The sequence below is a fragment of the Sphingobium fuliginis genome (assembly GCF_004152845.1).
GTDB lineage: Bacteria > Pseudomonadota > Alphaproteobacteria > Sphingomonadales > Sphingomonadaceae > Sphingobium > Sphingobium fuliginis.
Window position 1 is genome coordinate 233741 of the sequence record NZ_SEON01000006.1, and the last position, 13178, is coordinate 246918.

10 protein-coding genes are annotated in these 13178 nt (G+C 65.6%); 4 read left to right on the top strand and 6 right to left on the bottom strand.

Annotated features, from left to right (window positions below):
- Nucleotides 1-46: 46 nt before the first annotated feature.
- Nucleotides 47-973 carry a LysR substrate-binding domain-containing protein gene (locus tag EWH10_RS15575; protein WP_048575941.1) on the top strand — a complete coding sequence of 309 codons (927 nt, stop codon included), beginning with the start codon at nucleotides 47-49 and terminating at the stop codon, nucleotides 971-973.
- Nucleotides 974-989: 16 nt separating this feature from the next.
- Here EWH10_RS15575 and EWH10_RS15580 read toward each other — a convergent pair whose 3' ends face one another.
- Entirely contained in the window at nucleotides 990-2729 is a 1740-nt protein-coding gene (locus EWH10_RS15580) for a sigma-54-dependent Fis family transcriptional regulator (RefSeq protein ID WP_065846479.1), read from the bottom strand.
- A gap of 249 nt (nucleotides 2730-2978) precedes the next feature.
- Between EWH10_RS15580 and EWH10_RS15585 the strand changes: the two genes are divergently transcribed.
- Nucleotides 2979-4052, top strand: coding sequence for an aromatic ring-hydroxylating oxygenase subunit alpha (locus tag EWH10_RS15585; RefSeq protein ID WP_061936133.1), 1074 nt, complete (start codon nucleotides 2979-2981; stop codon nucleotides 4050-4052).
- Between the two features lie 81 nt (nucleotides 4053-4133).
- Here EWH10_RS15585 and EWH10_RS15590 read toward each other — a convergent pair whose 3' ends face one another.
- Nucleotides 4134-5150 (bottom strand): fatty acid desaturase family protein, encoded by a 1017-nt coding sequence (locus EWH10_RS15590; RefSeq protein WP_065846449.1) that lies wholly within the window; start codon nucleotides 5148-5150, stop codon nucleotides 4134-4136.
- A 221-nt stretch (nucleotides 5151-5371) separates the two neighbouring features.
- Between EWH10_RS15590 and EWH10_RS15595 the strand changes: the two genes are divergently transcribed.
- On the top strand, nucleotides 5372-6634 hold the full coding sequence (locus EWH10_RS15595; RefSeq protein ID WP_065846450.1) for an MFS transporter: 1263 nt from the start codon (nucleotides 5372-5374) through the stop codon (nucleotides 6632-6634).
- Nucleotides 6635-6855: 221 nt separating this feature from the next.
- Entirely contained in the window at nucleotides 6856-7533 is a 678-nt protein-coding gene (locus EWH10_RS15600; RefSeq protein ID WP_065846451.1) for a fumarylacetoacetate hydrolase family protein, read from the top strand.
- 169 nt (nucleotides 7534-7702) lie between these two features.
- Here the strand turns inward: EWH10_RS15600 and EWH10_RS15605 are convergent, their stop codons facing one another.
- From EWH10_RS15605 to EWH10_RS15620, 4 genes are all read right to left on the bottom strand, one after another.
- On the bottom strand, nucleotides 7703-8494 hold the full coding sequence (locus EWH10_RS15605; protein WP_065846452.1) for a class II aldolase/adducin family protein: 792 nt from the start codon (nucleotides 8492-8494) through the stop codon (nucleotides 7703-7705).
- Between the two features lie 82 nt (nucleotides 8495-8576).
- Complete coding sequence (locus EWH10_RS15610; protein WP_207212590.1) at nucleotides 8577-9521, bottom strand: ABC transporter substrate-binding protein; 945 nt, start codon at nucleotides 9519-9521, stop codon at nucleotides 8577-8579.
- Entirely contained in the window at nucleotides 9511-12093 is a 2583-nt protein-coding gene (locus EWH10_RS15615) for a TonB-dependent receptor plug domain-containing protein (protein ID WP_065846454.1), read from the bottom strand. The genes EWH10_RS15610 and EWH10_RS15615 overlap by 11 nt, the downstream gene beginning before the upstream one ends.
- Nucleotides 12094-12217: 124 nt before the next feature.
- Nucleotides 12218-13177 carry an ABC transporter substrate-binding protein gene (locus EWH10_RS15620; RefSeq protein WP_065846455.1) on the bottom strand — a complete coding sequence of 320 codons (960 nt, stop codon included), beginning with the start codon at nucleotides 13175-13177 and terminating at the stop codon, nucleotides 12218-12220.
- Nucleotide 13178 lies beyond the last annotated feature (1 nt).

The window sequence follows — 13178 nt, forward strand, 5'->3', positions numbered from 1 at the left end:
AGATACCTGTAAGGCATATCTCGACCAGCATCGAAAGGCGCAAGACATGTTCGCGAACCGCATCGACATCCGCCACCTGCGCTATTTCGTGGAGACCGTGCGCCATGGCAGCATCCGGGGCGCATCCCAGGAACTCCATCTGTCCCAGCCGCCGCTGACCCGCCAGATCCAGTATCTGGAGGAAGTGCTGGGCGTGTCCCTGCTGGTGCGCAAGCGTCATGGCGTCGAACCCACCGCCGCCGGGCAGGCCCTCTATACGGAGGCGGTCAACATCCTGAACCTGGTGGAGCAGGCCTGCGCCACGACGCAACTGATCGGTCAGGGCGCGCTCGGCCGGCTGGACGTGGGCGTGTTCGGGTCCGCCGTGCTCGACATCGTGCCGCGCATCGTGCTCGATTTCCGAAAGCGCTATCCCAATGTCGAGGTGATCCTGCACAATATGGACCGCGACACGCAGGTGAAGGCGTTGCAGGAACGGCGGATCGCCATCGGCTTCAACCGATTCTTCCTGGAATATCCCGGACTGCAATGGGAAACCGTGGTGCACGAGCCGATGATCATCGCCATGCCGCGCAACCACAGGCTGGCGGGCCGCGCATCCATCGCCCTGTCGGACCTGGCGGGGGAACCGATGATCTTCTATCCCCGCGCCAGCCAGTCGGGCGGGTTCAGCAATTTCCTGCTGCGCGCCTTTCACGACCTCAACATCGAACCCAATGTCGTGCAGACGGTCGACGACGTGGTGACGGCCGTCGCCTTCGTGTCGAGCGGCGTGGGACTGGCGGCGGCGGTGGAATCGGCGCGGACGCTGCAATTGCCGGACGTGGTCTATGTACCGCTGGCCGAAGATGACGGTCCGGCCGCGTTCGACCTGTGCATGATCTACCGCTCCGGCGACGAATCGCCGCTGATCGACGGTTTCCGGCAGGCGGTGAAGACGGTGACGGAACGGCCGTCCGACCACGGCCGTTGATTTCCGGCGGGGCCCTTCATCCGCCCCGCCGCCCCTTCCAATATTGCACCTGCGCGCGCGTCATGCCCAGCGCGGCGGCGGCGGCGCTGACATTGCCGCCGCTGCGGCACAGGGCGGCCGCAATCAGTTGATCCGCGATCTGTTGCTGGCTGAGTCCGCTGTCGAGCAGCATCGCGCCGACATCCTGCTCAGCGCCCCTGCCATGCTGGCGAAAACGGCGCGCGACGAAATCGCGGAACGGGTCGGGCACGAAGCCGTCTGTCCGGTTGCCCACGCCCAGCGTCAGATGGTGCAGGCCGATCGCCTCCCCGTCCGCCGCCAGGATGACGCCCCGCTCCACCAGATTCTCCATCTCGCGGATATTGCCCGGCCAGCCATAGTCGTGGAAGGCGCGGACGACCTCCGCCTCCAGGCGCAGCAGGCCGCGGCCGTGCCGCTGGCAGAGGCGGGCAAGGAAATGATTGGCCAGCACCGGGATGTCCGCCCGGCGCTCCCGCAGCGGCGGGATATAGACGGGAAAGGGACTCAGCCGGTGGAACAGGTCGGCGCGGAAACGGCCCGCCTCCATCTCGGCGCGCAGGTCGGCATTGGTGGCGGCGATCAGGCGGACGTCGGCGGTCAGCGTCTTCGTCCCGCCCACCCGCTCATAATCGCCGTCCTGCAAAACGCGCAGCAGCTTGCCCTGCGCGGCGAGGGACAGCGTGCCGATCTCATCGAGGAACAGGGTGCCGCCGGCGGCCCGCTCGAACCGGCCGGGGCGTGTCGCGACAGCGCCGGTGAAGGCGCCCTTCTCCACCCCGAACAATTCCGCCTCCAGCAATGTCTCCGGAATGGCGGCGCAATTGACCGCGACGATCGGCCTGTCGGCGCGCCGGCTGCGCTTGTGCAGTTCGCGCGCGAACACTTCCTTGCCGACGCCGCTTTCGCCCAGGAACAGCACGGGCGCCATGGTGGGCGCGACCTTGTCCACCAGATGCAGCACCGTGTTGAAGCCGGACGACGCGCCCACGATCGCGCGCGCGCCCATATGCAGGTCCACGTCCACCGGCCCTGCGCTGTCCGGCGGCACCGGTCGACGGCTGTAGGTGTCGGCGCGGAACCAGCGCAGTTCGGCGTCGGCGTCCGGCCATTCATCCGCCGGCCGCCCGACCAGATAACAGCGGTCATGCCCCATCGCGATGCATTCCAGTTCGCGGAACACCATCGGCCGGCCGAAGAAGGTGGAGGCATAGCCCGATGCATATCCCGCCTGCTGCCATCCCGCCGGATGCGCGCCGATGCCCATTTCCTGCACATGGGACGCGCATTCCGCCGAATTGTGCCAGACATATTCGCCGTAGAAACGCCCGGCCTCGAAATCCGCCTCGAACGCCAGTTCCTCGACCTGCACGGCCCCCTTCAGCGCATGGAATTGCGGACCGGCGCGATAGATGTCCTCCAGGCTGCCGCGATGCCGCAATTCCTGCGCGAGCTGCGCATCCGCGACGCCGGTGCCATAGCCGATGCGCGACATCAGCATGCGCGCGCTTTCATAGCCTAGCGCGCGCACCAGTTCGCGCCGCAACTGGCCCAGGACGATGTCGTCGACCAGCAGCATCCGCCGCTTGCCCAGGCGGATCTCCGCGCTTGCCGGGTCGAAATGGAAGCTGTCGCGCAGGTCGGCAAGGTCGCGGTCCCCGGTGGGCGCGACTCCGCCATCGTGAAATGCGGTCCCCAGTCCCGACTTGCCCGATGTCGATCCGCCTGCCCGCGCCACGCCCCACTCCTGTCGATTATTCGACAACCATAGGGGAAGAAGCAGATGATTTTCAACAGTCCGATCCTGTTCCACCCCCATACAGGTGGTCGTGCGCGGCATGTCCTTCCCACCCCTTGTCCGGGAAGAACGGGATTTCGGCCCGCTTATGCGGAACGGACGGGGCGGAGACGCGCAATCTGGCACGCTGCTTGCTGAACGATCCGCATCAGCCGCCATCCGTGCGGCGACCATGGGAAAAGGATCATCATGTCTGCAAAGAGCCTGTATCTCAAGCGCGCCTGGTACGTCGCCGCCCTCTCCAGCGAAGTCGATGCGACGCAGCTTTTCCACCGCCGGATATTGGGCATGTCGATCCTGATCTACCGCGATGCGCGGGGAGAGGCGGTCGCCCTTCAGGACCGCTGCCCGCACCGTTTCGCCCCGCTTTCCATGGGCAGCCGGGTGGGCGACGCCATCGCCTGCCCCTATCATGGACTGCGGTTCGACGCGGGCGGGCATTGCGTCCACAACCCGCACGGCCGCGGCCAATTGCCCAAGGGACAGGTCGTGCGCAGCTTTCCGCTGATCGAACGGCACGGTTTCCTGTGGATCTGGATGGCGGAGGAGGCCGCCGATCCCGCGCTGCTGCCCGACTTCGCGCCGCTGGACGAGGGCCATGCCAACGGCGTCGGCCACACCTATATGAAGTTGCCGGTCGATTACCGGCTGATCCTGGACAATGTCATGGACCTCAGCCATGTCGACTACGTCCATGGCGAGATCATCACGACGCGCGGACAATTGTCGCCGCTGATCCCGCAGGTGGAGGAAACGGACCACAGCGTTTCGGCCAGTTGGGACTACAGCCAGACCCCGCCCATCGGAATCTTCGCCCCCTTCCTGCCCCGCCCGGAGGAGACGGCGCGGCACAGCATCCGCGTCACATGGACGGCGCCCGCCAATATCCAGTTGTCGATCGCGGCCGCGCAGGACGATGTGCCCTTCGAACAGGGCGTCAGCCAATATGACCTGCACAGCTGCACGCCCGGCGACGAGAATGAGACCCATTATTTCTTCGCCACGCGCCGGAACCATGCGGAAGAGGATGGAGACTATAACAGGTTCAAGACGGCGGCCATGCACGCGGCGTTCGAGACGGAAGATGGCCCCATCATCGCCGCGAGCCAAAGGGAGATGGGGGGCGAGGAATTCTTCGACCTCAAACCCATGCTGCTGTCCAACGATCTGGCGGCCGTGAAGGTACGCCGACAGCTGCAACGGGCGATAGATAATGAAAATGCGACTTCAAGTGGATGGGGCCGCGCCGTTGCCCGGTCCTGAACCAAAATAGTCGGGCGGCGCCGGGATTTCGCGCTTCATCGGCAAGAAGCGCCGGGCGTCAGGCGCGAAAACAGGTCGGCATCAGGGATTTACTTCCGGGCGGGCGGCAAGTTCGCCTTCCCCTGCCGGCAGGGGCGGCGGCATCAACTCCCGGATCACGCCCCAATAGCTCTGCGTGACGTGCGCTTCCGCCGCATAGACCGGATCGGTCATCAGATGCGCGTGCAGCCGGCGCAGATTGGGCCAGGGCACCGACGGGAACAGATGATGTTCCAGGTGATAGCTCACGTTGAAGGGCGCGATCAGGAACCTGTCGAGCAGGGTGGGGATGACCGTGCGCGTGCCCTTCAGCTCGCTTTCGTCGGAGACGCCGTTATGCTCCGCCATTGCCCGGATCCGATTGAAGACATTCGCCCAGATGAACTGCGGGATCAGCAGGAGCCCCAATATCTTCCAGCGATAGGGCGACAACAGGATCAGGCCGTAGAAGAGCAGCGCCCACAGCACATAGCGGATGCGCAGGCCCAGGGGAAAATCATAACCGAAGCGCCGGGGATTGTGGAAATTGGCGAAGGGCGCCCAGACGCGGCTGTCCCGCGCCATGCGATAGAGGTTGAGGCCGGTCACGCTGCGGACCAGCAGCCAGGCCATGGCAGCCGCGCTTTTCGGGAAATGCTGGTCGGGATCCCGCCGTTGGACACGATAATCGCGGTCGCGCAGCGTGTTGGTGTAGCGGTGGTGATGCAGGTGATTGGCACGGTACAGGTCGACGCTGAAGCCGAGCGGATAGGCGACGAATATGTCCCCTATCAGGTCGTTGAGGCGCCGGTTGCTGAACAGCATGCCGTGACATGCATCGTGCATCATCACCGCCAGGCACTGAATGCGCGTTCCGATGACGATGCCGGCCAGCAGGTAAACCGGAATTCGGTCGACATGGATGGCGATCGCCCCGGCGCCGATCGCTATTGCCCATTGGAGGACGAGCAGCAGAGCGTTGCGGCGATCGTCGATGACGGAAAGATCGCGGATCAGCGCCAAAGTGCCCCGCCGCGAATATCGATAGCCGGGGGGACGCTCCTTGGCGCTTTCTTCCATGGGAGTAGGTCTCCGAATGCAACATCAAACCGTCGCGGACGCTATGATCGGTGCGATCCGGCGTCAAGCTCGCTCCTGATGCGGGCGCTCGCGCAGCGCATCGGATCGCCCGCCGCCGCGGGCCAGTTTTCCTGAAGGGCGGACAACCGGTCCATCGCGCCCGTTCCACAAAAGGTCGGCGCGGCGATTGCCGCCATGCCGGATGGTGATAAGGATGGCTTATGCCCGCCTCTGAACCACTTGACCGCCGTTCGCTCACCCTTGCGGCGCTGTCCACCGTGGTCGAATGGTATGATTTCACCCTGTTCCTCTACCTGGCCACGGTGCTTGCGCGCGTGTTCTTCGTGGGCGGGAATGCGATGCTCACGACGCTGGCGGGGTTTGCGGTCGCCTATCTGATGCGGCCGCTGGGCGCGATGGTGTTCGGGCATTTCGGGGACCGGCATGGGCGAAGGGCGACGCTGCTCCTGTCCATGGCCTTGATGACGGTGGCGATGCTGCTGAGCGCCCTGCTGCCGACCGTGGCGCAGATCGGCCCGCTCGCCGGGATATTGCTGCTGGCCCTGCGGTGCGTGATGGGATTTGCCGTGGGGGGCGAATATACCGGCGTCGTCGCCTATCTGCTGGAAGGCGCGGCGCCGCATCGTCGCGCGCTCGTCACGTCGATGGCGGCGGCGACCAGCGAGGTCGGCGGGTTGCTGGCCGCGGGCGCGGCGGCGCTGACCGTGAGCCTTCTTCCCGCTCCGGCGCTTGAAAGCTGGGGCTGGCGATTGCCGTTCCTGTTCGGCGCGGCGCTGGCGGGCACGATCCTGGTGGCCCGCGCGGCGATGCGGGAATCGCCCGAGTTCGCGCTTCATCGCGCGGCAGGGACGCTGGTGAGCAGGCCGCTCGGTCATGCGGTATCGCGCCATGGAGCAGGCGTGGCGAGGGGCTTCGCCATCTCGGCCCTGGGATCGATCACCTATTATGTCGGCATCACCTACCTGCCGATCCATCTGGTCTCGTCTGGCGGGCTCGGCGAGGCGGAGGCGCTCAAACTGGCGACCGTCGCGGCGGTCGCCGTGATTGTCGTGACGCCGTTTGTGGGCCTGGCCGCCGACCGGTTCGGGCGTCGCCCGGTGCTCGTCGCCCTGGCCGTCCTGTCGGCCGCGCTGCCCTATCTGTCCTTCCGACTGCTCGCCGGAGCGGGAACGTCGTCGGCGCTGGCCGGCGCCGTGGTGCTCGCCGCTTTAGCGGGCGGCGTCAGTGCCGTGGGCGCGGTGACGACGGCCGAACAGGTTCCGGCCGCAGGGCGGCTGAGCGGGCTAGCCCTTGGCGCCACGACCGCGACCGCATTGTTCGGTGGCCTGACGCCGTGGCTCGCACAACTGCTGACGGAGCGAACAGGATCGACCGCAGCGCCGGGCATCATGATCGCGCTGGTGTCGCTGGCGGTGCTTCCCGTGCTGCTGACGCTTCCCGAGACGCGGCCGCCACGAGGCTGAGCCTCAGAGACCGAAGCGCACCTTGGCTTAGGGCCGTCCAGAAATTGCAGGCCGTGAAGCTGGCCTTGGGGTGCCCCTGCCCGCGAAAAACCTTCCCAATGCCTTTCGCGACAGCAGGGCTATTGCCTGATCGGGGGCAACTGTGCTCATCGGGGGCAGCGCGCCATGGGAGGATCGCATCCTCCCGCTTTCGTCGGCGCCCGGCAGAATGAGGACTGGCCATGCATGCGATCCCGAAGCTTTCCCCCGCAACCATCGCCATAGAAGGATCGCAGGAGCGCTTTCCCATTCGCAGGATATTCTGCGTCGGTCAGAATTACGCGGACCATGCGCGGGAAATGGGGTCCGATCCGGACCGGGCGCCGCCCTTCTTCTTTTCAAAGCCGTCCGACGCCGTCGCGGCGAATGGATCGCGCCTTCCCTTTCCGCCTTTGACGAGCGATCTGCATCATGAGGCCGAGCTTGTGGTGGCGCTTGGTTCGGGCGGTGCGAAGATCGGCGCCGAACAGGCGAGCGCGGCCATCTGGGGTTGGACCGTCGGCCTCGATCTCACACGCCGCGATCTGCAGTCGGAGGCGAAGAAGGCGGGCCGCCCCTGGGACATGGCCAAGGGGTTCGACGATTCCGCACCCGTCGGAGACCTGCGCCCCGGTCTGCCGCCGTCGTCGGGGGCTATTTCGCTGGCTGTCAACGGAGAGCTTCGCCAGTCCGGCGACCTGTCCCAGATGATATGGTCGGTGCCCGAAATCATCGCCAATCTTTCGACCTATGTGGCGCTCGCCCCCGGCGATCTCATCTTCACCGGTACGCCCGCTGGAGTGGGGCCGATAGGAAGAGGCGACAGGCTGGTCGCGTCCATCGCCGGATTGCCGCCGCTGGAAATCTCCTTCGAGGATTGAATGCAGGCCCGCGCCCGCTGCGCATCCGTTCGCCGGCCTAATCGACCGCATAGGGTTTCAACCGGGCGCAAGTCGATGCGCGCATCGTCCGGCACCCGCTCAACGGACAGCCACCGACAAGGAGAGGAGCGCGGCGGACACAGCCGCGCATCCTTCCTGCGCCATGCCCTCAGGCGTCGAAGCCGGGCGACTGGCGCTGCGCCTTGCGGAGCGCGGCCTCCCAGACGAGGTCGTAATGCGATCTGGCGCCTTCCACCGGCTTGCGCTCGCGGCTCATCTGGCGGCGGACTTCCTCCTGCGCGGCTTCCGGGGCGATCAGCACCCTGTCGCGGCCCACGGCAAGGCTGCGGACCTGCGCCTTGCAGGCTTCCTCCAGATGATAGATGCCGCTGAACGCCTCGCCCGGCGTCGAACCCAGCGCCAGCGTGCCGTGATTGCGCAGCAGCATGACATTGGTGTCGCCCAGGTCGGCCACCAGCCGTTCGCGTTCGTCCAGATTGAGCGCCACGCCTTCATAATCATGGTAGGAAAGGCGCGGGATCAGGGCCAGGGCGCGCTGGTTGAGCGGCAGCAGCCCTTCGGCATAGGCCGACACCGCCATGCCGTCGGCGCTGTGGAAATGGGCGATATAATGGGCATCGTCCCGCGCGCCGTGGATCGCGCTGTGGATCACATATCCGGCATAGTTGATGCCATAGTCGCTTTCCCCGATGACATTGCCGTCGAGGTCGACCTTGACCAGGCTGGAGGCGGTGATCTCATCGAACATCAGGCCGAAGGGGTTGATCAGGAAATGATGCTCCGGCCCCGGCACGCGCGCCGAGATATGGGTGTAGATGAAATCGTCCCAGCCATAGAGGGCGGACAGGCGATAGAAAGCGGCAAGATCGACGCGGACCTTCCATTCCGCTTCGCTGATGCCCGACTGGCGGAAGCGGTCGTCCTTCAAGACTGTGGCCATGGCGCTGCTCCTTTGCGCGGTATTTTAGGGAGGCGGCGGGACACCGCCCAATGAGAATGACTTATCGATCGATTGGCGGCGCTCATGCGGGGAACAAGCCTGCGTCCACGATCGAGGCGACGTCGATATGGGCCGGCAGCTCGCCATCGGCATGGAAGCGGTCGACCACCCGTTGCAACGGCTTCACCACCGTCGCGTCAGGCGGGATCAGCAGCGGGTTCTGCCGTTCCACGATCAGGGCGGCGAGTTTGGGGTCGACCTTCGTCTGCCGGACGAAGATACGGGCGTAGTCGGCGGGATGCGCCTGCGACCACAGGCTCGCCTTGCGGAGGCGGGCGAGGACGTCGCGCAGGGCTTCGCGCTTCGCCGGGTTGTCGAGCGCCGCTTGCGACGCGGCGATCAGGGTCAGGCCGCTGTTGATCCCCTCCCCGTTGCGCAGCACGCGCGCGCCGCGCTGTTCGGCCGCGAGCTGATAGGTGCCGAAGGTCGCCCATGCCTCTATCTGCCCGGCGGCGAAGGCGGCGGCGGCGTCATTGGGCAGCATGAAGCCGATGTCGACCTTTCGCCGGTCGAGCTTCGCTTCCTTGAGCGCTTCGAGCAGCAGATAATGGGATATGCTGCCCCTCGCGCTCGACACGATCACGCGCTTGCCCGCAAGGCCCACGACGGACCGGATCCGAGAGTCGCCGGGCACGAGAATGCCGATGTCCTTGGTCGATGAAATCGAACCCGCGATGATCTTCAGCGGCACGCCGGCCGAGGCGGCCAGCACGACCGGCAGGTCGCCCGCCGGAGCGGTGTCGACCGCCCCGGCGTTAAGCGCCTCCAGCAGCGGCGCGGCGCCGACGAAATTCGCCCATTGCACGTCATAGGGCAGGTCGTTCAGGGCGCCCGCCGCCTCCGCCTTCGACTCCAGCAGATGGACCTGGTCGCCCAGCACCAGTTTCGTGCGGCCGCTTTTCCCCGCGCAGGCGGCGAGGCCGAGGGCGGCCGCCCCCGCCAGGAAGGTGCGGCGATCAGAAAGCAAGCGCGATCCGTCCATAATAATAGCCGCCTGCGGGGTTGAAGGGCGACGGGCCGTAATAGCCCTGCCCGGTCTGGGGATTGCCCGGCCCGTTGGTTTCCGGGCGGACGTCGAACAGATTGGTGGCGCCCACCGAAAGCGTGGCGAATTCCGTCACCTTCGCGCTGACGCTGGCGTCGGTGATGACCTTCGCCCCGAACTGACGGTCGTCGCCCGCCGCCGTGCGCTGCGTATATTTGCCGTAGCGGGTGGCGGTGAGGCTGAAGCCGAAAATGCCCTTGCTCCAGTTGAGCGTGCTGACCAGTTTCGTGTGCGGCTGGAGCACTTCCAGCTCACCGATCTTGTCGCCGCCGAAGAAGACCGAACCCGCCCCCAGCAGCGAAGCGCCGGTGGGACCGAAGAGTTGCGACGGGGTGGCGACGACGTCCGTCACCTTGGTCTTCGAATAGTTGAAGGCGAAGGTCAGGCCCAGCTTGCCCAGATCGCCCAGGTTCCTCGAATAATCGGCCACCAGGTCGAAGCCCTTGGTCGTGGTGTCGGCGGCGTTGATGAAATATTCGGCCTGTTCGATGTCCGACAGGCCATTGGCCGCGAGGATGGCGGAAATGCCGGGCCCGAACAGGCGCCCGGTGCGTTCGATCCGGTTCTTGATGCGGATATAATAGCCGTCCAGCGTCACCGACAGGGACGGCGTGGGCGTAAAGACGAAGCCCAGCCCGGCATTCCAGGTCTTTTCCGCCTTGAGCGGCTTCGCGCCCAGCAGCTGGCCGACGGCGGAATCCGCCGTCACCAGCTTGGCGACGGTGGGCCGCAATTCGGTCTGCCCGGTCTGCGCGTTGAAGAAGGAGGAAGTGCGCCCATCGGTCTGCGCATAGCCGATCTGCGTCAGCGACGGCGCGCGGAAGCCGGTGCCCACCGTGCCGCGAATGGCGAAGGTGGGGCTGACCTCATAACGGCTGTTGAGTTTCAGGCCGACCGGACTGCCCGAACCGTCGCTATAATGTTCGGCGCGGATCGCGGCGCCGATATACCAGGCGTCGAGCGGATAGATGCCGAGATCGACATAGCCCGCATAGACCTTGCGGCTGATGTCGGCTTCATCGGCGGGGGAGAGGACGATGCCCCCCTGCACCACCGGCGAGGCGGTGACGCCGACATTCCAGTCATATTGCTGGTCGCCGGGACGGAAGCTGTATGTGGCCGGTTCATAGGCCAGCGGATCGCCCGCGAAGGTGCGGAAACGGTCGAGCCGATATTCGCCGCCGATGGAGATTTGAAGCGGTTGGGCCAGGCCGATCTCAACCTCCCGATGCAGATCGACATTATGGGTCCATTGCCGGAACTCGAAATTGGCGAGATTGGGCCAGCTCGTCGGGCTGGTCGGTCCCAGCGAAGGACGAACGGACAGCTTCGAATATTGATGGCTGTAGTTGCGGCCGAAGGAGGAGCTGACATCATAGTCCCAGCCCCAGAGCGTTCCCCGAAGACCGCCGACGAACTGGAAGTCGTTCTCGTCTATATTGTTGAGCGGATAATAGCCGTCCGGGAAAAGCGCGGTGAAATTGGCGGTGCTGTTGGGGCGGCGGAAATTATTGCCGATCTGGGCGTCGCGCTCGCCATAGGTGCCGAAGCTGTAGAGGGTGACATTCTCCGTCACCGGCAGTTCGGCATTATAGGAGAGGTTGAACGCCTTGATCTGCGGGTCGCCATTATGCGCGCCGTCGCGGCTCCATTGGGCGTTGCGGGCATTGGCGGCGGCGACATTGGCCAGCACCTGATCGCGGGTGAGGCCGCTGGTCGCCGCCACCTGGTCCACCGTGCGGTTGGCGGGAAGGCCGTAGATGTTCGCGTCGGTCGCGGGCAGATTCCACCAGGCGCCGCCGCGCTTGCGGATGTCGCCGCTCAGGGTCAGGAAGCCGTCCTCCCCGATCTTCGTGCCGTAGCGGATCGTCCCCTTCCAGCTGTCCGGCCTGCCATTGGCGTCGTAGAGCGTGCCATAGGTGAAATCGCCGCTCAGCCCTTCCTTCTTGGCCAGTTGGATATTGATGACCCCGGCTATGGCGTCCGTGCCATATTGGGCGGCGGCGCTGTCCTTCAGCACCTCGATCCGGTCGATCGCGCTGGTGGGAATGAGGTCGATGTCGACCGGGTTCGCGCCCGAGGTGTCGGCGGTCGAATTGTTGAGGAAGGCGCCATTGTGCCGCCGTTTGCCGTTGACCAGCACCAATGTGTAGGCGGGCGCCAGGCCGCGATTGGTGACGGGGCGCCCGATGGAGAAGACGCCCGCATGGGTCGCGCCGAAATTGAGCGAGGGCAGCAATTTGGACAGCGCTTCGCCAAATTCGGCCGAGCCGGTGGCCTGCAACTTCTCCGCGCCGACCACATCGATGGGCGCGGGGCTTTCCGCCACGGTGCGGGGCGCGCCGCGTACGCCGGTCACGATGATGGCGCTCGAATCGGCCGCCTCGGCATCCGCGCTGTCAGGCGTTGCAACGGTCTGCGCGAGCGAGGGCGCGGACGTCAGAAGTACCGCGACAAGCGCGGTCGAGCACAGATAAAGGCGGTCAAGGTTCATGAATATATCCCCCGGTTTCCGGGGACCATCTATTTACTATCGATATGATTGAGAAATGACTTCGCTAGCCGATTCATGAGTAAATCTGAATTTTAGATATGCTTGGCGGCGACGAAGCTCAGCTTCATCCGCCGGTGCCGAAGCTGCGGTCGAAGGCGTCGGCCACCGGGCGCTTGCCCTCGGTCAGACCGGCTCTCTGGAAGCGCTGCGTGATGTCCTGCTCATGCGCGACGATCTTGCCGTCGATGGGCCGCGCCACGCGGTTGTTGCGCTCGAAACTGGCGCGGGCGATGTCGAGCGGCAGCCCGGTTTCCTTGGCCAGCACCTGCGCGAACTCGTCCGGGTGCGCGCGGGCCCACTCGACGGCCTTCGCCTCCCGCCGGAGGAAATCGGCGAGCAGGGCGCGCTTGGGGCCGATGGAATCGCCATGGGCGATGTCGATATAGACCGGCAGGCCATAATCCTTCGCATCGACGACGGCCCGCGCGCCTTCCTTGATCGCCACATTGGTATAGGGCGTCCAAATGGACCAGGCGTCGATGGCCCCGCTGTCGAAGGCGGCCTTGGCGTCGCCGGGCGGCAGGAAGGTGACGCGCACCCGATCCGCCGGAACATGCGCCCGCTCCAGCGCCTGGAGCAGCAGGTGATGGCCGATCGATCCGCGCGTCGTGGCGACCGACTTGCCGATCAGATCCTGTATCGAATGCGCGGGCGATCCGTTCTTCACCAATATGGCCAGCGCTTCGCCAGCCTGGGCGAAGGGCGTCTGGATGCCTATCGCCTTGACCGGGCTGCCGCTCTGATAGGCGAAGATGAAGGGCGCGTCGGCGGCAAGGCCGAGGTCCGCGGCGCCGCCCCCTACCGCTTCCAGCAAGGGCTGGGCGGCGGGAAATTCCGACCATTCGACCGTGTAGGGCGCATCCTTGAGAACGCCCGAGGCGATCATCATGGATTTGACCTGCCCCTTCTGGTTGGCGACGCGCAGCACCTTGTCGTCGCCGCCACCGAATTTCGCGGCGGCAAGGCCGAAGCCCGCCACCGCCACCAGCGCCACCGCGATGATCGCACCCCTGTTCTTCGCCATG

What these genes read in the sequence shown, in the direction of transcription:
- EWH10_RS15590 (WP_065846449.1), bottom strand. Translation starts at nt 5,150, where the DNA reads ATGGAAGAAAGCGCCAAGGAGCGTCCCCCCGGCTATCGATATTCGCGG.
- EWH10_RS15605 (WP_065846452.1), bottom strand. Translation starts at nt 8,494, where the DNA reads ATGGCCACAGTCTTGAAGGACGACCGCTTCCGCCAGTCGGGCATCAGC.
- EWH10_RS15615 (WP_065846454.1), bottom strand. Translation starts at nt 12,093, where the DNA reads ATGAACCTTGACCGCCTTTATCTGTGCTCGACCGCGCTTGTCGCGGTA.
- EWH10_RS15620 (WP_065846455.1), bottom strand. Translation starts at nt 13,177, where the DNA reads ATGGCGAAGAACAGGGGTGCGATCATCGCGGTGGCGCTGGTGGCGGTG.
- EWH10_RS15600 (WP_065846451.1), top strand. Translation starts at nt 6,856, where the DNA reads ATGCATGCGATCCCGAAGCTTTCCCCCGCAACCATCGCCATAGAAGGA.
- EWH10_RS15595 (WP_065846450.1), top strand. Translation starts at nt 5,372, where the DNA reads ATGCCCGCCTCTGAACCACTTGACCGCCGTTCGCTCACCCTTGCGGCG.
- EWH10_RS15575 (WP_048575941.1), top strand. Translation starts at nt 47, where the DNA reads ATGTTCGCGAACCGCATCGACATCCGCCACCTGCGCTATTTCGTGGAG.
- EWH10_RS15585 (WP_061936133.1), top strand. Translation starts at nt 2,979, where the DNA reads ATGTCTGCAAAGAGCCTGTATCTCAAGCGCGCCTGGTACGTCGCCGCC.